Raw genomic sequence first — 22,175 nt, 5'->3', positions numbered from 1 at the left:
GCCAGAACCTCCACTGCAACGGCCACATCCATATCGCCAGCGCGGCGTTGCCACCAGCACGACGAACAGCGACAGTAGCGCCCCAGACGGGCGCAATCTTTGAACTCGTAGCCGCCCGGGCCCAGCATCAGCGTGTTGCTCTGGTGGCTGATCGGCTGAGGAAGTTGCAACCGGCGCCGAAGGAAGGCGGAGCGTAGCGAGGTCGCGCGCGAACATCGCGCCGAACGGGGCCATCATCATCGCTGGCGCCGCACTATCGAGGAATGGTAGGAATTCAGGCATCGGGGGGCAACGCTATCCCCTCTCCTTTCCGCTTCGTTGGCCAACGCAATGATCCGCCGGCTTGGCTCATGGGACTCCCTGCACACCACCGGCTATGTGATGTCTCGCCTTCTTCGGAGGCGCCCCACTAGTCCTTGTCGCCCGGAGCGGTAAGGTCGCGGGCCAGCACGGGAGAGGCGAATGGACCTGGAACTTCGTGGCAAGCGCGCCTTCGTCAGCGGCAGCAGCTCCGGCCTCGGCAAGGCGATCGCCCTCGAACTGGCGGCCGAGGGGTGCGATGTCGTCGTCCATGGGCGTGACCGGGCGCGCACCGAGGAGACGGCGCGCCTCGTCGCCGAAAAGGGTGTGCGGACGGCGGCGACCTTCGGCGACCTTGCCGATGCCGACGCGGGCGATCGGGTAGCCCGCGATACGCTGGCCGCGTTGGGAACGGTCGACATATTGGTCAACAATTGCGGCGCGGTTCTCCAGATGCACAACCCGTCCTGGGACGAGGTGCCGGCGGAGGAGTGGGAACGCAGCTACCGCGTGAATTTCATCGCCGGCCTGCGCCTCGCCCAGCATTTCGTGCCCGGGATGAGGGAGCAGGGCTGGGGTCGCGTCATCAACATCTCCAGCACCGGCGGCTCGCACATCGCGGGCTTCATGCCGGACTATGCCGCGCCCAAGGCCGCGGTGAACAATTTCACGGGCAACCTGTCGAAATCGCTGGGCCCGCATGGCATCACCGTCAACGCGGTGATCCCCGGCACCATCCTGACGCCAGCGGTCGACCGCTGGCTCGACGAGTTGAAGACCCAACTGAACTGGGGCGACGACTTCGCGGAGAATGAACGCATCTATACGTCGGAGATCACGCCGCAGTCCGTGAAGCGTCTGGGCCGTCCGCGCGAAATAGCGGTAGCCGTCGCGCTCCTGGCTAGTCCGTTGTCCGGCTATACGAACGGCGCGGCCATCCGCGTCGACGGCGGCAGCGCCCAGTTCTTCTGAATCCTTGTCGGATCGCGGGGGGCCTCCATTCGCCGGCCGCGTCCCGCCCCTCACCGCAATGGCCACACCCACATCACCAGCGGCGTCCCCACCAGCACGACGAGCAGCGACAGCGGCGCCCCCAGCCGGGCGTAATCGCCAAACCGGTAGCCGCCCGGGCCCAGCACCAGCGTGTTGCACTGGTGGCCGATCGGCGTGAGGAAGTCGCAGCCGGCGCCGATCGCGGTGGCGATCAGGAAGGCTTCGGGGCGGTAGCCGAGGTCGTGCGCGAACACCGCCGCGATCGGGGCCATCACCAGCACCGTCGCCGCATTGTTGAGGAACGGCGTCACCGCCATCGCCGCCACCAGGATCAGCGCCACCGCGCCCCACGGCGGCAGCGTCGCCGCGACGTCGGCCAGCCGGGTCGCGATCAGGTCCGACGCGCCCGTCGTGCGCAGCGAATCGCTGACCGGGATCAGCGCGCCGAGCATGATCAGGATCGGCCATTCGACCGCCTCATAGGCCTCGCGCAGCGGCAGCGCCCCCGTCGCCATCACGATCCCCGCCGCCGCGAAGAAGGCGACCGCCACCGGCACCAGCCCCGCCGCGGTCGCGGCCATCGCCACCGCCAGCACGATCAGCGGCAGCCAGCTCCGTCCCGACGCGCCCAGCCGCAGCGGGCGCTGCGCCAGCGGCAGCACGCCGAGGTCGCGGAGCCGGTCGGGCAGCAGCGGGAGCGGCCCTTGCAGCACGATCACGTCGCCGGCGCTGAGCTTGGTCTCGCCGAGCTGGCGCGTCAGCCGCTCGGCCGCGCGCGACACCGCGATCAGGTTGACGCCGTAGCGCTCCTGCATCCGCATCCGGCCCGCCGTCTGGTCGATCAGCACCGACGAGGCGCCGATCACCCCCTCGATCACGCCGATCGCGTCGCCCTCGCTGCCCTTCGGCCGCTCGCGATCGTCGCCGACCAGCGCGAGCCCGTCCCCCGCGATCGCGCGCTCCAGCGCGTCGGGCGCGCCGGTCAGGATCAGCGTGTCGTCCTCGTGCAGGACGAGCCCGGCCGCGGGCACGGTGCGGATGCCGGCGCGCAGCACCCGGGCGATGCCGATGTCGCGATCGTGCCGCTCGACGAATTCGCGGACGGTCTCGCCCTCGGCCGGCGATCCCGGGGCGATCGTCGCCTCGGTGACGTAGCTGGAGATGTCGAGCGCCTCGCCCAGCGTCGCGGTCGCCCGGCGCTCGCGCGGGAGCAGGCGATAGCCGAAGCGCAGGAAGAGCAGCCCGACGAGCAGCAGGCCGAGGCCGGTCGGCAGATAGTCGAACATGCCGAACGGCTGGCCCGTCATCTCCTCGCGCACGCGGCTGACGATGATGTTGGGCGAGGTGCCGACCAGCGTCATCAGCCCGCCGAGCAGCGACGCGAACGCCATCGGCATCAGGAAGACCGACGGGCTCGCGTCGTTCTTCTTCGCCATCTGGACCGCGGCGGGCATCAGCATCGCCAGCGCGCCGACATTCTTGACCAGCGCCGAGGCGAGGCCGACCGAGGCGGTCAGCACCAGCAACTGGCTCCGCACCCGCTTCACATGCCCACCGACGAAGCCCAGCGCGCGCTCGATCAGGCCCGATCGCTGCATCGCCGCCGACAGGACCAGCGCCGATCCGACGATGATGACGATGTCGTCGGAAAAGCCGCTGAACGCCTGCTTGGGGCTGACGATGCCCAGCGCGATCGCCGCCAGCAGCGCGAGGATCGCGGTCACGTCGTAGCGGAACCGGCCCCAGACGAAGAGGCCCATCATCCCGGCGAGGGTGGCTATCGAGAGCCATTGCGGCGTGGTCATCCCCGACATAACGCGCCAGCGCGGCGTTGTTCCCAGAGCGATTTCCAGGCAGCTGGAAACATCTGCCGGCCCGGAAATCGCGGGTAGACAATAAGCTGGAGCGGCCGCTCTAGCCCGGAACGTCGGGCGGGCCATCACCTCGGCAACGGACGCGGGCAAAAGGAAAGGGCGGCCTCCCCTCGGGGAGACCGCCCTTCCTGAAATCGCAAGAAGCGAAAAAGCTTACTTGAGTTCGACGGTCGCGCCGGCTTCCTCGAGCTGCTTCTTGAGCTTCTCGGCCTCGTCCTTGTTGACGCCTTCCTTGACGGCCTTCGGAGCCGACTCGACCAGGGTCTTGGCTTCGGTGAGGCCCAGGCCGGTGATCGCGCGGACTTCCTTGATCACGTTGATCTTCTTGCCGCCGTCGCCGGTCAGGATGACGTCGAACTCGTCCTTGACTTCGGCTGCCGGGGCGCCGGCGCCGGCGCCGCCGGCCGGGGCCGCAACCGCGACCGCCGCAGCGGCCGAAACGCCCCACTTCTCTTCGAGGAGCTTCGAAAGCTCAGCGGCCTCGAGGACGGTGAGGGCCGAAAGATCGTCAACAAGCTTCTGCAGGTCTGCCATTTTAAGTCTCCATGCGGGCCATCGGCCCAATATGTTTCCGTGATGCTATCGAAAGATCAGGCGTCTTCTTTCGCCGCATAAGCGCCGAACACCCGGGCCAGCTGGCCGGCCGGGGCCTGGACGATCTGGACGACCTTGGTCGCGGGCGCCTGGATGAGGCCCACGATCTTGGCGCGCAGCTCGTCGAGCGACGGCAGCTCGGCCAGCGCCTTCACGCCGGCCACGTCGAGGACGGTCTCGCCCATCGCGCCGCCGACGATTTCCAACTTGTCGTTGGTCTTCGCGAAATCCACGATCACCTTTGCGGGGGCGACGGGATCGGCGGAGGTGGCGAGCGCGGTCGGACCGACCAGGAGATCGTTGATCGCCTGATAGGTCGTGCCCTCGAGGGCAATGCGGGCGAGCTTGTTCTTCGATACCTTGTAGCTGGCGCCGGCTTCGCGCATCTTCGTGCGGAGCGCAGTGGACTGCGCGACCGTCAGGCCGAGATTGCGGGTGACGATCACCACGCTCGTGCCCTCGAAGGTGCTCTTCAGTTCGGCGACCAGCTCGGCTTTTTGAGCTCGATCCATGCCTTACTCCTTAGAACCACCCCTGCAGCACATCCGCAGGGGCTGTTGAGCCAAGGGACCGATACGCCGTCCCCTGACCCGTCCGAGGGGTCGGTCGCCTGGCCGGGGCCCTGGAAGGAGCACGGCAGACCCGGCCTGAACCCTGAGGCGCGGCCGGTAAACTTTTCCCCGTCTGGGCAGGAGATTAAGCGGGGCATAGTCCCCGCACCTGCTGTCTCGGACGGTACAATCCCGCACCCGCTTCAGGCGGATTCGGAATATGAAGGCGCGCCCCTACAGGATCGGGGCGGCGCTGTCGAGTCTCGCGAGGCCTAAGCCCCCGGCGCCGATCGCCACATCCGCGTCAGCACCCCGTTCCTGAGGATGAAGTGGTGGCGGAGCGCCGCGCCGACATGGCCGACCAGCAGCGCCGCCCACAGGAAGCCGAGCACGACATGCGCGCTGTGCGCCCCCGCGACGATCGGCGATCCCTTCTCGACCGCGAACTTGGGGATGTCGAACAGGAAGAAGAAGCTCAGCGGATATTTGCCGGCCGAGCTGAAGATCCACCCGGTCAGCGGCATCGCGATCATCAGCGCGTAGAAGGTCCAGTGCAGCCCGCGCGCCGCGCGTTGTTCCCAGCCGGGCACCGACGCGGGCAGCGGCGGGGCGGGGTGGGTGAGGCGCCAGGCCAGCCGGCACAGGCTCAGCGCCAGCACCAGGAAGCCGATCGACTTGTGGATCGGCATCGCCGGGAACAGCTCGCCCAGCGGATCGTGGAAGATGCCGAGGATCAGGTTGGTGAGGACCAGCGCCCCGATCGTCCAGTGGAGCGTCCGGGCGACGCGGTTATAGTGGAGCAGGGCCTCGGTCATGGCGTCATCCTGTGCGGGGCACGGCCGGATCGGCCGGACCTGCCCCGATAGGATCAGCTTTTGATCCGGTTCGCAACCAGATCGTCGACCACCGCCGGATCGGCGAGGGTCGATGTGTCGCCCAATGCGGAGACGTCGCCCTCGGCGATCTTGCGGAGGATGCGGCGCATGATCTTGCCCGAGCGGGTCTTGGGCAGGCCCGGCGCGAACTGGATCGCGTCGGGCGTCGCGATCGGCCCGATCTCGGTCCGCACCCAGTCGCGCAGTTCCTTGCGTAGCGCCTCGCTGGCTTCCTCGCCCGCGTTCAGCGTCACATAGGCGTAGATGCCCTGGCCCTTGATGTCGTGCGGGAAGCCGACCACCGCCGCCTCGGCGACCTTGGCATGGAGCACCAGCGCGCTCTCGACCTCGGCCGTGCCCATGCGGTGGCCCGAGACGTTGATGACGTCGTCGACCCGGCCGGTGATCCAGTAATAGCCGTCCTCGTCGCGGCGGCAGCCGTCGCCGGTGAAATACTTCCCCTTGTAGGTCGAGAAATAGGTCTGGAAGAAGCGTTCATGGTCGCCCCAGACCGTCCGCATCTGCCCCGGCCAGCTGCGCGTGATGCACAGATTGCCGTCGGTCGCACCCTCCAGCACCTGGCCCTCGGCGTCGACCAGCTCGGGCACCACCCCGAACAGCGGCCGCGTCGCGCTGCCGGGCTTGAGGTCGGTCGCGCCCGGCAGCGGCGCGATCATCGCCGCGCCCGTCTCGGTCTGCCACCAGGTGTCGACGATCGGGCAGCGCCCCTCGCCGACCACCTCGTGATACCAGCGCCACGCCTCCGGGTTGATCGGCTCGCCGACCGTCCCGAGCAGCTTGAGCGATTTGCGGGAGGTCCGCGCCACGAACTCGTCGCCGTCGCGCATCAGCGCGCGCAGCGCGGTCGGCGCGGTGAAGACGATCTCGACCTGGTGGCGGTCGACCACCTGCCAGATGCGGCTCGCATCGGGCCAGTTCGGCACGCCCTCGTACATCAGCGTCGTGCCGCCATTGGCGAGCGGCCCATAGACGATATAGCTGTGCCCGGTGACCCAGCCGATGTCGGCCGCGCACCAGTATATCTGCCCCGGCCGATAGTCGAAGCACAGCTCATGGGTCAGGCTCGCCCAGAGCAGATAGCCGCCGGTGGTGTGGAGCACCCCCTTGGGCTTGCCCGTCGATCCGCTGGTGTAGAGCACGAACAGCGGGTCCTCCGCGTCCATCGTCTCCGCCGGGCAGTCGGCCGACACGCCCTGCGCCGCCTCGTCGTACCAGACGTCGCGCCCGGCCTGCATCGGCACCTCGGCGCCGGTCGCGCGGATCACGATCACGGACGTCAGGCTCGGCGCATGCTGCGCGGCCGCGTCGACGTTTGTCTTGAGCGGCACCAGCTTGCCGCCGCGCCGCCCGCAATCGGCGGTGATCACGATCGAGCTGTCGCAATCCTGGATGCGGCCCGCCAGCGCCTCGGGCGAGAAGCCGCCGAACACCACCGAATGGATCGCCCCGATCCGCGCGCAGGCGAGCAGCGCGAACGCCGCCTCGGGGATCATCGGCAGGTAGACGGTGACGCGGTCGCCCTTCTTCACCCCCTGCGCCTTCAGCACGTTCGCGAAGCGGCAGACCTCCGCATGCACCTCCCGGTAGGTGAAGCGCCGCGGTTCGTCGGTCGGCGCGTCGGGCTCCCAGATGATCGCCACCTGGTCGCCGCGCTCGGCGAGATGGCGGTCGAGGCAGTTGGCCGCGACGTTGATCTGCCCGTCGGCGAACCACTTCACCCCGAAATCGGCCTCGTCGAAGCTGCTCTCGTTGGTCCTGGTCGGAAAGCGCACCCAGTCGAGCCGCTTCGCCTGCTCCAGCCAGAAGGCGTGGGCGTCGTTGATCGATCGGGCGTAGAGCGCCTTGTAGTCGGCATCCTTCACCTTCGCCCTGGCGGCCCATTCGGCGGGAACGGGATAAAGATCGGTCATGCGGCCCTCTCGCTATTTTCGAATCGCCGCTCCCTATTGGTTCAGCCTCGTCGCGGCTTCAAGCGCCCCGCCGGAATTCCGCCGCATCGGGGCGGTTTCGCTGCGCCGCGAAATCCTCTATCGGGCGCGCCATGCTGAATTTCTCGAATCTCACCGTCCGTCTCGGCGGCCGCACGATCCTCGACCGCGCCTCGGCGGCGCTGCCCCCGCGCGCCCGCGTCGGGCTGATCGGCCGCAACGGCGCCGGCAAGTCGACCCTGATGAAGGTGATGATCGGCTCGCTGGAGGCCGACGACGGCGATCTCGACAAGCCGCGCGACCTGCGCATCGGCTATATCGCGCAGGAAGCGCCGAGCGGCAGCTCGACCCCGATCGACACCGTCCTCGCCGCCGACAAGGAGCGCGCCGCGCTGCTGCTCGAAAGCGAGACCTGCGAGGATCATGATCGCCTCGGCGACGTCTATGAGCGCCTCCTCGCGATCGACGCCTACACCGCCCCCGCGCGCGCCTCGACCATCCTCGTCGGCCTCGGCTTCGACGAGGAGATGCAGAACCGCCCGCTCGACAGCTATTCGGGCGGCTGGAAGATGCGCGTCGCGCTCGCCGCCCTGCTCTTCTCGGAACCGGACCTGCTGCTGCTCGACGAGCCGTCGAACCACCTCGACCTCGAAGCGACGCTGTGGCTGGAGAATTTCCTGAAGAGCTACCCGGCGATGATGGTCGTGATCAGCCATGAGCGCGATCTGCTCAACAATGTCGTCGACCATATCCTCCATCTGGAGGGCGGCAAGACCACGCTCTACACCGGCGGCTATGACAGCTTCGAGCGGCAGCGGGCCGAGCGCGCCGCCCAGCTCGCCGCCGCCCGCGCCGCGCAGGACGCGCAGCGCGCCAAGCTGCAGGACTATATCGCCCGCAACAGCGCCCGCGCCTCGACCGCGAAGCAGGCGCAGTCGCGCGCCAAGGCGCTGGCGAAGATGCAGCCGATCGTCGCGATGGTCGAGGACCCGAGCCTGTCGATGGACTTCCCCTCGCCGGCCGACGGGCTGAAGCCGCCGCTGATCACGCTCGACATGGCCAGCGTCGGTTATGTCGCGGACAGGCCGGTGCTGCAGCGGCTCAACCTGCGCCTCGACCCCGACGACCGGATCGCCCTGCTCGGCCGCAACGGCAACGGCAAGACCACGCTCGCCCGCCTGCTCGCCGCCCAGCTCAGGCCGATGGACGGCGGGATCGCCGCGGCCGGCAAGATGCGGGTCGGCTATTTCACCCAATATCAGGTGGAGGAACTCGACGTCGACGATACCCCGCTCGAGCATATGACCCGGATCATGAACGGCAAGACGCCGGCCGCGGTGCGCGCCCAGCTCGGCCGCTTCGGCTTCTCGGGCGACCGCGCGACGCAGAAGGTCGGCAAGCTCTCGGGCGGCGAGCGCGCCCGCCTCGCGCTGGCGCTGATCACGCGCGACGCGCCGCACATGCTGATCCTCGACGAGCCGACCAACCATCTCGACGTCGACGCGCGCGAGGCGCTGGCCCAGGCGCTCAACGCCTATGAGGGCGCGGTGGTGATCGTCAGCCACGACCGCCACATGATCGAGCTCGCCGCCGACCGGCTGGTCCTGGTCGACGGCGGCACCGCCCGCGAATTCTCCGGCACCCTCGACGACTATACCGACCTGATCCTCGGCAAGAACCAGCCGAAGGGCGGCGAGAGCGCGGGCGCCGGGAACGGCGGCAACGGCGGCGGCGCGGGCAAGGCCGCGAAGAAGGACAAGAAGGCCGCGGCGCAGGCGCGCGAGCAGCTCTCGACGCTGCGCAAGTCGGTCAAGTCGATGGAGGACCGCATCGCGACGCTGACGGCGCGCCGCAGCGAGATCGACCGCGCGATGTTCGATCCCAAGTCGGCCAGCCCGGCCGACGCCAAGCGCACCACCAGCGACCTGATGAAACTCCGCGCGGACGTCGAGCGCGAGTTGGAGACCGTCGAGGCGGAGTGGCTGGAGGCGAACGAGGCGTTGGAGGCGGTGGGGTGAGGGGAGCGCACGTCTGAATATGGGCTGGTAGTTGACCGTCGGCCTCCGATCGCAACGAGCGACAAGTGGATATTGCATGATTGCGACGACAGCCGCACGCTGCTGAGTTGAATTGGAGGGGAATTGAGTGCGCTTCACACGCGATACCTCAACAAGGACTTCGATGTTGGCATAAGCGTGGCCTGGATCCTGGAGGCCTGCGCGCGCGGATACGAAATCACCCCCCCCTTGCGCATTTGAGTGCCGAATGAATGATCTTCGCCTGCCTTTCAGAGCGGGTGGTGCACCGTCACCGGCGAAGATAAGCACTATCTTTTCGCTTTGGTGCTCCAGGATTATCCAACTCTCGCTTAAGCGGCGCGAGGCAACGCATCCACACGAGGCTGCATCCAAGCAATCACCTCCGCGCTAAGCTCGTCCTCAAGCTGAAGTGCACCGCCCTGCACTGCACTCAAAAGGCGAAGGCGATCAAAAACCACAATCTGTCCGATCAACGCGGCTGTTTTGAGTTCTTTGGGATCCACGACAAACGGAGCTGCTATCCCGGTGCTCGGCCTGACCGCTGCGTTGAGCAGCTTTTGCCACAGGTCAGGATTGGGCGTACTAACCTTGGTCCGCCAGTTTTTTCCACTTGCGCATTGGAGAAAAAACATCGGCGCAGCTTCGCGCTGATCAGGAAATTCGCGATAGCAGACTAAGTCTAAGCCACCGTCGTTTCCGGCCGTCAGCAGCCAATCATCAAGGTCGGCTGCTCCAGCGGTATAAATCCGCTCGCACAAAGCAGCTACGATGCCGGGAATATTCTTGGTGTCGTCAGGAGACCAACCTGCTCGATACGTGGTCCATCCCGGAAGCAGGTGCGGGCAAATCTGTTCGACGACTTTCTCAAAAAGATCGCCTTGTACTCCATGAGCTTGGTGGCCCTTCGCCCACTCGGGATAAATGCGTAGAATTGACAGCAACACGAGAAATGACCGGACAGGATCATCTTGCCACGTTCTGCCAGATTCAATTCTTGATCCCGTCATCGTAACGTAATCCGGAACCCCACCCCAGCGCTTTCTCCGGTCCATTTCGTCCCAACCTTCATCAGCAATCAGATGGGCCAAATCCTGATTGGTATCGGGACAAATCTGGTTCTCCATCAGGAGATCGACCACATCTCCCTTGGTTACCACTTGATCGTCGAACAGGGTGCAGGCTTCGAGCCAATCACACATTGCGTTGGCATCTACGTTGGACTGGTTGGCCGAGTAGCCGAATTTAACCTCCGGAATTGAGAGCATACTATTCGATCTCAAGCGTCTTACGGATTTGATCCGCGTTCGCGATCATGCGCTTAGAGATCGCCAGAAGCTTCTCGTCATCCTTGTATAGGTGTATCGATGAGAGGGCTTCTTGAAGGTTGTACGCTGCGGTGGAGATCAAATCGTACACCTGCTCCTGATCGCCGCCCGCAATTATGAATGCCTTCTCGAGGCTTGGGCGCCTAACGCTACGGAGATAATCCAATCCTTCCGTAGATGCTAAGACCCGCGCAAATCTATCTACTTCGCGAGAATCCGGAACGATCGGGGCTGTCTCCTGATCTCCAAACAGCCAGAGCGAAAATTCCTTGAGCTTGTCGAGGTTCTCGTCCTCGACCGGATTTTTCACATCCTTAGGTTCGATGCCGAACTTGCCCTCGATCCCGAGAAATTTTTGGACGTTTTTCGACCGCAAAGACAGAAAAAGCACACTAAACCGGTTCTCTACCTCTTTGGCGTCTAGGCCTTCGGTCTCTTCCATCTGAACTAGGATTCGGTAGGCGATGTAGTTGCGTTCGACGGTATCGGTTTTGCTGCCGATTTTTCGCATCACCTCGCGATAGGTCAGACCTTTGTCGTCGATAAGCTTAGCAATGAATTGGGCTTTTTCGGGGGGCGCCCATTCCTTGATGCCAGTGACATGTCGGAATCCAAGGAACGCATCCACCTCCCCTCGGTCAGCATATCTGATGAACGGCACATCGTCGAAAAGGCCCGCTGGCTGGGGCACGCCTTCGATCATTTCGAGCCATTTGCGCGAGGTTTCCTCGCCCGCATAGGTCTTGCGAAGGCGCATCAATGCCGCGATGCGCCTATTGCCCTCGACTACGACAAGATCTTTATCGCCAATTTTCTCTTCGATGCAGAGGACCGCTTCATGGGGCCAAAATCCGCTCTCCAAAAATGATGTCGCGAGTTCTTCGAGCGACCAGTCCTTCATCAGATCGTATATCTGATCTTGAGCAAGGTCCTTTGAATGAGCCGTTCGTCCCAATCGAGGGTTTAGCGGGTCAAGGGCGATTGCATCGAGTTTCGTATATTCGATTTTGCTTGGCACGAACTCGCTCCTAGTGGCTTTGCGCCGCTTGCAGGACTGTCAAAATCTTATTCTCGCCGCCAGCAGCGCTAGTCTGCAAAAGTCGCTCCGCGACCAAGGCAACCACATCCGCATTGACCGCGTTTCCTAGCGCTTTGAACGCTGCTGTTTTCGTTTCAGGCAGATGTGGCAACTCTTCCAAGCTCTGCAAGCGCGCACATTCCCTGACCGTCATATAGCGCCTTTCCCATGCGATGACTGGAACCTGGCTTGTGGTCAGCGCCACTAGGGATGGAGCTGCAGAGGGATTCTTCACTCGTATACCGGATGCCCTAAACTGAATCACCTTATCCCAGATTGTCCTTTTCCCGTCTTTCCAGTTCCATTCGAGTTTCTGGAAGCTCGTCGGAAAGCTCTGGACTTCGGGCAACCAATCATGGAGGCGGTCCCGATTATCCGAAAAGAACTGGCGGTTCTGTTCGATAAAACGAACCTTCCACTTCGGCAGCGGGCTCATCGCGCTTGAGACGTAAGCTGGCAAAGTTTCAATTTGCTCAACCTCTGTCAGCCCTGATAGTTTTTGGCCGAACGCCCCTTTGAATCTCGCCAAGTAGCGGCGATTGAGTTGGCGCGGTGCGCGAGGTTCAAGAGGATAGTTGGCGCCAAACTCCATTGCCCAAATCGGAAACGAGGGGAGCGATTCGACCTGTTTGGTGCGATCTAGAAATTCTTCCCAGACCTCCAGATACTTCACGTACTGGTCGGGAAGCGGAGTAGCTTCGTTCGGCCGGCGATCTAGGACCGTGTTGATGTGGAGCGGGCTGTCATTCGCAATCTTGTCCGGCCACGTGAAACCTCCAAGCCCGCCCAAAGAGGCGACAATGATTGCGCGGTTCCGTATCTGGGGCACGCCGATTTCATGGGGTGAGATCTCCGCGCACGCGACATCGTAGCCTCGCTCCCCCAAGCTATCCCGTATGCGCTGCCACGTTTCGCCGCGGTTGTGGCGCAGGATATTGGGGACGTTCTCGAAAAGAAGATGAGCCGGGCGATGCCGGTCGATGATTTTCAGTATGTAATCGAACAGGTCACCAGAGTCCGGACAGGCGAAACCCATCTGATTGCCAGCCTTAGAAAATGGCTGGCAGGGAAAACCCGCACAAAGAACATCATGTGCCGGGACATCCTTCCAGCAGAACCGTATGTCGGCGGCTGGCCGAATCTCGAAGTTCTGAAAATATAGATCGCGAAGGTTCGCATCGATGTCGGCAGCGAAAACGCATTCATGCCCCAAGCGAGACAAGGCGACATGGAAGCCGCCTAGCCCCGCAAACAAATCGACAAATTTGAGTTCAATTCCCATCGCGGTAACGCACCCCATCTCCAAAGGCATCGGAGACAAGAAACGTCACTCCGAGAACTTCAAATGCCCCTCTGATATCCCTCAGGGTTCGATCGTATGGTACACGCTTGCCAAGTTCGAAATCCGAAAGGGTAGCGACAGAGATATTCGCTCGGAAAGCAAATGCGGGTCGTGAAAGGCCAATGGCAGCTCGGGCCATTCGACACTGACAAGGCGTCAACATTCCGTCTCCCCAAACCTCAGTCGGAATATCTAAGGTTGGCCTCTTAGACTGATCTTGGCGAACTGCCTAGTGCCATTCAGCATTGGGACCGTCGCATGTTGCTGGCGAGCCCCCTTAGGTGTGTGGGGTGATCAAAATTAGTCGCCACGCTTTGGAATCTGCTCGTTCGAGCCTGACCAAGTCAAATCAGGTACCGGGATGCATCGATCTTCGGAATCCTAGGGTCGGCTTTTGGCTATGGCCAGCACCGGCTGCGACGGCCGACATTAAGGCGCAGAGCTGACGAATGCGTTCTGTTTAAAGGAAATTGAGCGCGTGGTTTGTTGGGGAGTGGCGCCAAGCCGGGGTTGAACCTTTGTTATTGTTCTTTATATGTTCTTGAATTTTGCCTGTGTTGATGCTAAATATGTCAGCCCCGGCAAAAGGCATCCGATGAACGAAGTGCACAAGCCCAAGGCGCCTGACCGCAAGGCCGCCAGCGACCCGCCCGATCCCCTGGCCCGCATGAACGAGATGCTGATAGCCCAGGCGCTCTCGCTCGATGCGATGTTCACCGAGCTGGTGGGGCATGCGGCGGACAACTACACCAAATGGCCCACCTCGGCCGCGCGCTATGCGCGGCTCGCCTTGCGGGCGCAGGCGAATTGCCGCGCCTCGGTCGAGACGGTGGCCAAGGCCGATCGGGCGAAGCGGCGGGCGCAGGGCGGCGGCACCGCATGATGCCGGACCGGCGCGCCGGACGCCTGGCGGGTGACGATCGCTTCGCCGCCGACCTGATCCCGGCTGAGCCGCCCCGAACCTATCGCTGTCGCAGGCGCCCCGCTGCGGCGCGCGCACCCGGAGCGGGGTGCCGTGCCGGTCGCCGGCGGTGCAGGGGCGGGCGCGCTGTCGCATGCATGGCGGCAAGGGCGGCGGCGCGCCGCGCGGCAATCGCAACGCCTGGAAGCATGGCGCCTATTCCGGCCGCACCCTGGAGATCGCCCGCATCCTCCGCGCGACCAGCCCCGCCGCGATCCGCCGGATGCTGCGCGACGAGAGGGACGCGAGGGAAGCGGGGGGCGCGAGAGGCGAGGGGCCCGACACGGAAAAAATGAAAAACGAGCGGACAACCCCATGCAACGGGAAGGAGGGCCCGTCCGCCGCCGCGTCCCCTGCGCCCGGCCGGCCGTCCGGCGCGCCCGACGGAATGGCGGATTTCCGCCGCCCTGCGCCGCTACAGCCCTCGTTCAGCTTCGATGCCTATAGGAACTTTCGCGCCGCTTATGGGTCTGGACCCCATCCCTTGTGGACCACAGGCGAAACGAAACCTAATCGGACAGGCATGATCGACAGACGGCAATCCATGGCACTGCTGGGAAGCGTCCTGGCCTTCGGCGGAACCGCATGGGCCGCGCCCCGCGCTGCGGCGCGCGATGCGGCCGGGGCTTCGGGGCGCGGCCGCGCGGCCGGTGAACCCTTCAGCTGGGACTGGCTCAAGGGCCATGCCGCCGCGCTGGCGCGCAGCCGGCCGACGCCGATGCCGAAGCCCGATCCACGCGCGCTCGCCAACAATTACGACGCCGCCAACCGGATAAGCTTCCGGCCCGATCGGACGATCTTCGCCGATGACGGCTACGGAGTCCGTCTCTTCCCGCTGCTCAAGGCGGCGCCGGTCCCGGTCGAGATCTCGATCGTCGAGCGCGGCCGCGCCCGGCTGATCGAGCATAGCGAGGACATGTTCCAGGTCGGCCCCGGCGAGGGGCCCGAGCCGCACGTCCTGCCCGGCGTCGCCGGCTTCCGGGTGATGAACCGCGGCGGGGTGGGGGACTGGCTCGCCTTCCTCGGCGCCTCCTATTTCCGCTCGTCGGGGCCGCTCCACCAATATGGCCTGTCGGCGCGCGGCCTCGCCATCGACACCGGCATCGACGGCAAGGAGGAATTCCCCGCCTTCACCCATTTCTGGCTCGAACGGACCCGCGCCGGGATCACCATCTACGCGCTGCTCCAGGGCCCCAGCGTGGTCGGCGCCTGGCGCTTCGACACCCGCATGGAGGCCGACGCCGTCGTCCAGGACGTGTCCTCGGCGATCTGGCTGCGCCGCGACGTCGAGCGGCTCGGCATCGCCCCGCTCACCAGCATGTTCTGGTATGACGAGGGCAACCCCCAGGCGCGCGCCGACTGGCGGCCCGAGATCCACGATTCGGACGGGTTGCTGATCCGCAACACGGCGGGCGAGCGCCTCTGGCGCCCGCTCGGCAACCCGCCGCGCCCGACCATCAACGCCTTCGCCGATCCCAAGGGGGGCAGCGCCTTCGGCCTGCTCCAGCGCGATCGCAGCTTCGATCATTATCAGGACGACGGCGTCTTCTACGAGAAGCGGCCGAGCCTGTGGGTCGAGCCGGTCGGCGACTGGGGCCCCGGCGCGGTGATGCTCTACGAGATCCCGACCGCCAAGGAGACCGACGACAATATCGTCGCCTTCTGGACGCCCGATCGTCCCGCGAAGGCGGGGACCAGCTTCACCTTCGACTATCGGCTGCGCTGGCTGGGCGGCGAGCCGGCGGCCCCCGCGCTGGCGCGGGTGATCGACCGCTGGACCGGCACCGCCGGCCGGCCGGGGCTCGAACCGATCGCCAACGCCCGCCGCCTCGTCGTCGATTTCGAAGGCGCGGGGCTGAAGGGGCTCGATCGCCGCTCGGGCGTCACCGCCGCCGTCTCGGTCGACCAGGGCAGGCTGCTCTCGGTCGATGCCTATCCGGTGGTGGGGCAGCCGGGGCGCTGGCGGATGATCGCCGACGTCACCCGCTCGAACCGCACCGCGAATCTGCGGGCGACGCTGGAAAAGGACGGCCGGGCGCTCAGCGAAACCGTCATCCATCAATTCTATTGAGGCCATCAATTCTATTGAGGAAAGCCCCTATCGTCGCCATTTGTCGGGAGCCTGGGGCGGTCCGACGCAAAGACCGAAAATTTCACGGCCGCATCTGGCATGAGCGGCGGCCGATCGGAGCAGGAACAGGATATTGTACCGGATTGACAAGGATTTAGCGGAGGGTGCCCCCGAGCATGGCCCGCGCGCGCACGGCGACCTTCCGGTCGAAGCGCCGCTCGCCATGCCGGTGCAGGACCTGTCCCGCAGCCCCGATACCGCTACCGCCGATCCGATCGTGCCGGTCGGCCCGCTGTTCCAGCGGCGGCTGTTCCTGATCGTCGGCAGCTTCCTCTTCGGCCTGCTCGCCGCGCAGGAGATGTTCACCCCCTTGCAGTCGGACGGCATCGACTGGGTCGATCTCGGCTTCGCTTTGCTCTTCTTCGGGCTGTTCGCCTGGATCGCCTTCGGCTTCCTCAACGCGGTCGCGGGGCTGTTCGTCCTGCTCGGCCGCGGCCCGGCGCCGGAGGTGTCGCGCAGCCGGCTGGTCCTGCCGCAGGGCCGCACCGCCGTGCTGATGCCGATCTATAACGAGGATGTCGGCGCGGTCTTCCGCCGGCTCGAATCGATGACCGATTCGATCGCCGCGATCGGCGGCGCCGACCGCTTCGATTTCTTCATCCTCAGCGACTCGCACGAGCGCAACCACGCCCGCGAATATCTCGCCTTCCGCCGCCTGCGCGAGACCAGCAAGGCCAACGTCTGGTATCGCCGCCGCCCGCGCAACACCGCGCGCAAGCCCGGCAACATCGCCGATTGGGTGCGGCGCTTCGGCGGCGCCTACGACTATATGCTGGTGCTCGACGCCGACAGCCTGATGAGCGGCGCCGCGATGGCGCGGCTCGCCTCGGCGATCGAGGCGCGTCCGGCGATCGGCCTGCTCCAGACGGTGCCGCAGCTGATCAACGGCCAGACCATGTTCGCGCGCTGGCACCAGTTCGCCTCGTCGGTCTACGGCCCGGTGGCCTCGGCCGGCCTGCGCTGGTGGTCGGGGACCGAGGCGACCTTCTGGGGCCACAATGCGATCATCCGCGTGAAGGCCTTCGCCGAGAGCTGCGGCCTGCCCGCGCTGTCGGAGGACAGCCTGCTCGGCGGCCACATCATGAGCCACGACATGGTCGAGGCGGCGTTGCTGCGCCGGCGCGGCTGGGCGGTCCACATGGTGACGATGCCGGAGGGCAGCTACGAGGAATTCCCGCCGACGATGATCGACCATGCGATCCGCGACCGGCGCTGGTGCCAGGGCAATCTCCAGCATCTCCGCCTGCTGAACACCTCGGGACTGCACTGGGTCAGCCGGCTCCAGCTGTTCATGGGCGCCTCGGCCTATCTCACCTCGCCGCTCTGGCTGCTGCTGCTCGGCGCCGCGATGTTCGAGCAGCTGCGCGCCGATTTCGACGGCTTCGTGCTGATCTCCTCGGGCTGGCTGCTCGGCCTCACCGGGCTGATGCTGTTCGGGCCGAAGATCGCCGCGCTGATCTCGCTCGGCCAGGATCGCGAGCTGGTTCGCCAGCTCGGCGGCTGGGTCAGCATCGCCAAGGGCACCGTCATCGAGGTCGTCACCTCGATCGTCACCGCGCCGGCGATGATGCTGACCCAGAGCATGGCGATCGTCGACATCCTGCGCGGCCGGCAGAGCGGCTGGTCGCCGCAGCGGCGCGAGGTCGACGGGCTCGATTTCGGGGAGGTGACGCGCTTCTACCGCTGGCACCTGCTGCTCGGCACCGTGCTGATGGCGGCGATCCTGCTCGGGCTCGACGGCTCGATCTGGTCGCTGCCGGTCGCGGTCGGGCTGCTGCTCGCGCCCGCCACCGTCTGGCTGACCTCGCGCGCCGACGTCGGCGAATGGCTGGTCCGCCGCGGCTATTTCGTCTCCCCCGCCGATCATCGCCGCTTCGAGGAGGGCCCCGAGCAGGAGCTGCCCGATCTCGTCCCCGAGCCGCGCTTCGCGATCGCGCGCGGCTGCTGATTGCCATCGGGCGGGGCGGGGGACTAATAGGCGCCGATGGAGATATTGGGACATGAGGTCGGGCTCGACGAGCCGCTGTTCGTCATCGCCGGCCCCTGCGTGATCGAATCCGAGGCGCTGGTCCTCTCGGTCGCCGAGCGGCTCCGCGCCATCGCCGACCGGCTCGGCCTGTTCGCGATCTTCAAGAGCTCGTTCGACAAGGCCAACCGCAGCTCGGGCGCCTCCTTCCGCGGCCCCGGCCTCGACGAGGGCCTGCGCATCCTCGAGAAGGTCCGCGCCGAGACCGGCCTGCCGGTGCTGACCGACGTCCACGACGTCGACCAGGTCCGCGCCGCCGCGCAGGTCGTCGACGTCCTCCAGACCCCCGCCTTCCTCGCGCGGCAGACCGACCTGATCGAGGCGGTCGGCGCGTCGGGCCGGGTCGCCAACATCAAGAAGGCGCAGTTCATGGCGCCGCACGACATGGCCCATGTCGTCGCCAAGGCGCAGGGCGCGGCGCGGGCGGCCGGGGTCGAGACGCCGGTGCTGGTCACCGAGCGCGGCACCTCCTTCGGCTACAACAACCTCGTCACCGACCTGCGCGGCCTCGCCATCATGCGCGACACCGGCTGTCCGGTGGTGTTCGACGCGACCCATTCGGTCCAGCTTCCGGGCGGGCTCGGCGCCTCCTCGGGCGGGCAGCGCGAATATGTCCCCGTGCTCGCGCGCGGCGCGGTCGCGGTCGGCATCGCCGGCCTGTTCATGGAGACCCATCCCGATCCGGCGAGCGCCATGTCGGACGGTCCCAACGCCTGGCCGCTCGACCGGCTCGAACCGCTGCTCGCCGAGCTCCAGGCGCTCGACGCCCACGGCATCGAGGCGCGCCGGCGCTGGCCCGAGCAGGCCTAGCTAGTTGGAGAGGACCCGCTCGTACATCGCCGCCAGCCGGGCGCGATAGGCCTCGTCGCTGAACCTGGCGGCCTGGGCGGGCGCCGCCGCCGACAGCCGCGCGGCGAGCGCAGGGTCCTCGTCCAGCGCGCGCATCGCCCCGGCGATCGCCCCGGCGTCATAGGGGTCGACCAGCAGCCCGGCGTCGCCGACCACCTCGGGCAGCGAGCTGATCGTCGAGGAGATCACCGGCGTCCCCAGCCGGATCGCCTCCAGCGCGGGCAGGCCGAAGCCCTCGTAGAGCGACGGGAACATCACCGCCTTCGCGCCGCGCACCAGCCGCAGCAGCATCTCGCGCGGCAGATAGTCGAGCTGGACCAGCCCCTTCGCCGCCGCCTCGCCGTAGAGCGAGACGCCCTTCTTCTGGTCCCCGAAGATCCGCGCTTCCTGTTCCGTCCCCCAATGCCGCGCGCCGACGATGACGAGCGGCGTCTCGCTGCGGCTGGTCAGATAGGCCTCGATGATCCGCGCGAGGTTCTTCTTGGGATCGAGCGCCCCGAAGAACAGGAAGTATCCCCGCCGCTTCAACCCGAACAACCCCTCGACCACGCCCGCATCCTCGGCCGGGTCGCGCGCCAGCAGCTCGGCGGGGACGGGCGCGGTCTGGTAGCTGTTGGTCACCTTGTCGGGCGCGACCCCGGGGAACAGCGCCAATATGTCGGCGCGGCTCGATTCGGAGACCGTGCAGATGTGATCGCCCTCCGTCACGCACAGCTCGATCAGCCGCCGGTAATGCCGCTTGTCGTCGAGCGTCGTGTAGGGAAGCTTGAGCGGCACCAGGTCGTGCAGCGTATAGACGTTGCGCGCGCCCTCGAGCCGGATCGGCACCGGATAGGTCCAGTGCATGATCGCGGGCGGGTCCGGCATCCGCAGCGTCAGGAAGGTCCCGGCGCGGCGCAGGCGGCGGTCGGCGACGTCGAACAGCGCCGGGCTGCTGACCAGCCGGTCGAAGCGCGGCAGCCGGCCGGCGAAGGCCTGCTTCTCGACCGCGTCGGTGACCGGCACCTCATGGGCATGGGCGGGGAGGAAGGAGCGGAACGTCTCGCGGCGCAGCCGGCGGCGGTGCTGCTTGCGGGTCTCGGGCGCGCGCTCCTTGCCGATCCTGTCGTAGAACAGCAGCTCGCGGCTGTCGGCCCGGTCGCCGACGTCGATCCCGAACACGCCCAGCGTCGCATGGCCGAGCGCGGCGACCGCTTCGGCGAGGCCCAGCCCATAGGTCGCCACCCCGGTGCCGCGCGGCATGGCGAGGTTGAAGCCGTCGATCCCGATGGTGAGCCTGGTCATCCCGATCCGTCTGCGCTGGTTGCCCGGCGGGCCCTACTCAGTTGCCGGGCGTTTGGCCATGGCGTTCGAGCAGCCGGCGATGCACCGCGTCGATCCGTTCGGCAAAGGCGGCGGCGGTGAAGGCGCGGCCGCGCGCCAGGCCGGCCGCGCGCAGCCGGGCGAGCTCCTCCTCGTCGCCGAGCCGCGCGATCCCGGCGGCGATCTCGTCGACCGACAGTGGGTCGGCGAGCAGCGCGGCGCCGCCGGCGACCTCCTCGGTCGCGCCGCCGCGCGAGGTCAGCACCGGCGTGCCGAGCTGCATCGCCTCGACGATCGGTAGGCCGAAGCCCTCGGTGATCGTCGGGAAGACCAGCGCCCGCGCCGCCGCGATCAGCGCGACCAGCGTCGGCCGGTCGACATAGGGCAGCCGGACGATGCCGGGGCAGGCGGCGAGCCGGGGCGCGATCGTGTCGGACCGCCAGCCGTCCGGGCCGGCGATCACCAGCGGCAGCGCGAGCCCGCTGCGGGCATGCGCCTCGGCGAGGCGGAGCAGGTTCTTGCGCGGCTCGACGCTGCCGACCGCGAGCAGGAAGCCGCCGGGGGCGAGGCCGTCGGGAAGCGGGTGCGGCGTCGCCGCGATGTCGAGCCCGGGCGGGCAGGCGCTGATCGCCCCGGGCGCGCAGCCGAGCGCGGCGACGATGTCGAGCCGCGCCGCCTCGGACACCGTCAGCATATGGTCGGCGTCGCGGGCGATCGCGTCGAGCAGCCGGCGGTGGCGGACGCCGTCGATCTGGCTGAGCGTCGGGTGGACGATCGGGATCGCGTCATGGACCGTGTAGATATTGGTCCAGCCTTCGATCCGGACCGGCAGCGGATAGGTCCAGTGGACCAGCCCCGGCGCGCCCGGCGCGCGCAGCCGCAGCAGCGTGCCGTGCCGGTCGAAATGGACCTGGGCGAGCCGGAAGACGTCGCGGCCGGCCAGCCCTCCGTCGCGCTTCGCCAGCCGGCGCGGCCGGTCGACCAGCGCGTCGGCCCAGCGCAGCCAGCGCGCCGGCGCGGGCGAGCGGTCCATCGGCCGCCCGCAGCTCGGATCGGCGATGCGCAGTGGCGCGCGCGTCGACAGGACCAGCGCGGTCTCCAGCGCGGCGGCATAGGTCGCGACGCCGGTGCCTGGCCGGCCCAGCATGCGGGCGTCGATCGCGACGGGGACGTTTTGCGTTTGCGCGGGCATCGTCTATGCTCGTGCGCATCGCAGCCTGGGCCTGCAGCGTCCAGCCTTTTGTATCGTGCGGGGCAGGGATTGGAGAAGAGCGCTCGATGATCCGGTTCGAGAATGTTTCGAAGACCTACCACATCCGCAAATTCCAGAAGCAGGTGTTCAGCAACCTGAATTTCGAGATCCGCCGCGGCGAGAGCATCGGCATCTGCGGCGCCAACGGCGCGGGCAAGTCGACCCTGATGCGGCTGATCGCGGGAGTCGAGCATCCGACCACCGGGCAGATCGAGCGGAGCATGACGACGAGCTGGCCGATCGGCTATTCGAGCGCCTTCCAGGCCTCGATGACAGGCAGCGACAATGTCCGCTTCATCGCCCGCATCTATCGCCAGCCCGAGCAGGAGATCCTCGATTATGTCGAGGACTTCGCCCAGCTTGGCGCCTATTTCCACCAGCCGGTGCGCACCTATTCGTCGGGCATGGCCGGGCGCCTCGCCTTCGGCATCTCGCTGGCGATCAACTTCGACTGCTATCTGGTCGACGAGGTCACCGGCGCCGGCGACGAGCGCTTCCGCCGCCGCTCGCACGAGGAACTGATGAAGCGCCGCGCCGAGGGAACGCTCGTCATGGTGTCGCACGATCCGCACATGCTGCAGCAATATTGCGAGCGCGGCGCCGTCCTCTACGGCGGCAACCTGACCTTCTACGACACGGTGGCCGAGGCGAGCGAGGTCCATCACGGGCTTCAGATGCGCGCCGCATGATCGCCGGCTTTCCCTCCCCGTCGGCGGATTAAGGCTTGACGGACC

Annotated in this window: 17 protein-coding genes and 1 pseudogene; 8 read left to right on the top strand and 10 right to left on the bottom strand. The window is 66.6% G+C overall.

Features of this window, described 5'->3' with window-relative positions; all coding sequences use genetic code 11:
• The first annotated feature begins 462 nt into the window (after window positions 1-462).
• On the top strand, window positions 463-1,272 hold the full coding sequence (locus tag HRJ34_RS14405; protein WP_208631574.1) for an SDR family NAD(P)-dependent oxidoreductase: 810 nt from the start codon (window positions 463-465) through the stop codon (window positions 1,270-1,272).
• A gap of 50 nt (window positions 1,273-1,322) precedes the next feature.
• Here the strand turns inward: HRJ34_RS14405 and HRJ34_RS14400 are convergent, their stop codons facing one another.
• From HRJ34_RS14400 to acs, 5 genes are all read right to left on the bottom strand, one after another.
• Window positions 1,323-3,098 carry an SLC13 family permease gene (locus HRJ34_RS14400; protein ID WP_208631573.1) on the bottom strand — a complete coding sequence of 592 codons (1,776 nt, stop codon included), beginning with the start codon at window positions 3,096-3,098 and terminating at the stop codon, window positions 1,323-1,325.
• 222 nt (window positions 3,099-3,320) lie between these two features.
• Window positions 3,321-3,701: a 50S ribosomal protein L7/L12 gene (rplL, locus tag HRJ34_RS14395; RefSeq protein WP_012049663.1), complete on the bottom strand. Its 381-nt coding sequence runs from the start codon at window positions 3,699-3,701 to the stop codon at window positions 3,321-3,323.
• Window positions 3,702-3,757: 56 nt separating this feature from the next.
• On the bottom strand, window positions 3,758-4,273 hold the full coding sequence (gene rplJ / locus HRJ34_RS14390) for a 50S ribosomal protein L10 (protein WP_029995434.1): 516 nt from the start codon (window positions 4,271-4,273) through the stop codon (window positions 3,758-3,760).
• Between the two features lie 311 nt (window positions 4,274-4,584).
• Window positions 4,585-5,127 carry a cytochrome b gene (locus HRJ34_RS14385; RefSeq protein ID WP_016745224.1) on the bottom strand — a complete coding sequence of 181 codons (543 nt, stop codon included), beginning with the start codon at window positions 5,125-5,127 and terminating at the stop codon, window positions 4,585-4,587.
• 53 nt (window positions 5,128-5,180) lie between these two features.
• Window positions 5,181-7,118 carry an acetate--CoA ligase gene (acs, locus tag HRJ34_RS14380; RefSeq protein ID WP_208631572.1) on the bottom strand — a complete coding sequence of 646 codons (1,938 nt, stop codon included), beginning with the start codon at window positions 7,116-7,118 and terminating at the stop codon, window positions 5,181-5,183.
• A gap of 131 nt (window positions 7,119-7,249) precedes the next feature.
• Between acs and HRJ34_RS14375 the strand changes: the two genes are divergently transcribed.
• Entirely contained in the window at window positions 7,250-9,154 is a 1,905-nt protein-coding gene (locus HRJ34_RS14375) for an ABC-F family ATP-binding cassette domain-containing protein (protein ID WP_208631571.1), read from the top strand.
• A 350-nt stretch (window positions 9,155-9,504) separates the two neighbouring features.
• On the opposite strand, the gene HRJ34_RS14370 is transcribed toward HRJ34_RS14375, so the two are convergent.
• The 3 genes from HRJ34_RS14370 to HRJ34_RS14360 are packed head-to-tail and all read right to left on the bottom strand — an operon-like array spanning window position 9,505 to window position 12,860.
• Complete coding sequence (locus tag HRJ34_RS14370; RefSeq protein WP_208631570.1) at window positions 9,505-10,440, bottom strand: hypothetical protein; 936 nt, start codon at window positions 10,438-10,440, stop codon at window positions 9,505-9,507.
• Between the two features lies 1 nt (window position 10,441).
• Window positions 10,442-11,518: a hypothetical protein gene (locus HRJ34_RS14365; protein ID WP_208631569.1), complete on the bottom strand. Its 1,077-nt coding sequence runs from the start codon at window positions 11,516-11,518 to the stop codon at window positions 10,442-10,444.
• Between the two features lie 10 nt (window positions 11,519-11,528).
• The gene (locus tag HRJ34_RS14360; protein ID WP_208631568.1) at window positions 11,529-12,860 is read right to left on the bottom strand and encodes a DNA cytosine methyltransferase; all 1,332 of its coding nucleotides are present in this window, start codon (window positions 12,858-12,860) and stop codon (window positions 11,529-11,531) included.
• 655 nt (window positions 12,861-13,515) lie between these two features.
• On the opposite strand from HRJ34_RS14360, the gene HRJ34_RS14355 reads away from it, so the two are divergent.
• The 5 genes and pseudogenes from HRJ34_RS14355 (at window position 13,516) to kdsA (ending at window position 18,848) form a co-directional block, all read left to right on the top strand.
• Window positions 13,516-13,803, top strand: a complete 288-nt coding sequence (locus tag HRJ34_RS14355; protein WP_208631567.1) for a hypothetical protein — start codon at window positions 13,516-13,518, stop codon at window positions 13,801-13,803.
• An 85-nt stretch (window positions 13,804-13,888) separates the two neighbouring features.
• Window positions 13,889-13,987, top strand: a pseudogene (locus HRJ34_RS29625) (HGGxSTG domain-containing protein); the annotation flags it as partial.
• Between the two features lie 438 nt (window positions 13,988-14,425).
• A complete protein-coding gene (locus HRJ34_RS14350) occupies window positions 14,426-15,952 on the top strand; it encodes a glucan biosynthesis protein (protein WP_226948790.1) in 1,527 nt (508 codons plus the stop codon).
• Window positions 15,953-16,085: 133 nt separating this feature from the next.
• Window positions 16,086-17,960, top strand: coding sequence for a glucans biosynthesis glucosyltransferase MdoH (gene mdoH / locus HRJ34_RS14345; protein ID WP_208631565.1), 1,875 nt, complete (start codon window positions 16,086-16,088; stop codon window positions 17,958-17,960).
• Window positions 17,961-17,996: 36 nt separating this feature from the next.
• Window positions 17,997-18,848: a 3-deoxy-8-phosphooctulonate synthase gene (gene kdsA / locus HRJ34_RS14340; protein WP_208631564.1), complete on the top strand. Its 852-nt coding sequence runs from the start codon at window positions 17,997-17,999 to the stop codon at window positions 18,846-18,848.
• Here the strand turns inward: kdsA and HRJ34_RS14335 are convergent, their stop codons facing one another.
• Both HRJ34_RS14335 and HRJ34_RS14330 read right to left on the bottom strand, forming a co-directional pair.
• Window positions 18,849-20,171 carry a glycosyltransferase family 4 protein gene (locus HRJ34_RS14335; RefSeq protein ID WP_208631563.1) on the bottom strand — a complete coding sequence of 441 codons (1,323 nt, stop codon included), beginning with the start codon at window positions 20,169-20,171 and terminating at the stop codon, window positions 18,849-18,851.
• Window positions 20,172-20,208: 37 nt separating this feature from the next.
• Window positions 20,209-21,381, bottom strand: a complete 1,173-nt coding sequence (locus tag HRJ34_RS14330; protein ID WP_208631562.1) for a glycosyltransferase family 4 protein — start codon at window positions 21,379-21,381, stop codon at window positions 20,209-20,211.
• Window positions 21,382-21,467: 86 nt separating this feature from the next.
• Between HRJ34_RS14330 and HRJ34_RS14325 the strand changes: the two genes are divergently transcribed.
• A complete protein-coding gene (locus tag HRJ34_RS14325) occupies window positions 21,468-22,130 on the top strand; it encodes an ABC transporter ATP-binding protein (protein WP_012049678.1) in 663 nt (220 codons plus the stop codon).
• The last annotated feature ends 45 nt before the right edge of the window (window positions 22,131-22,175 follow it).

The organism is Rhizorhabdus wittichii, from assembly GCF_017607425.1.
Lineage (GTDB): Bacteria > Pseudomonadota > Alphaproteobacteria > Sphingomonadales > Sphingomonadaceae > Rhizorhabdus > Rhizorhabdus wittichii.
This window is presented reverse-complemented; position numbering and strand designations above follow the sequence as displayed.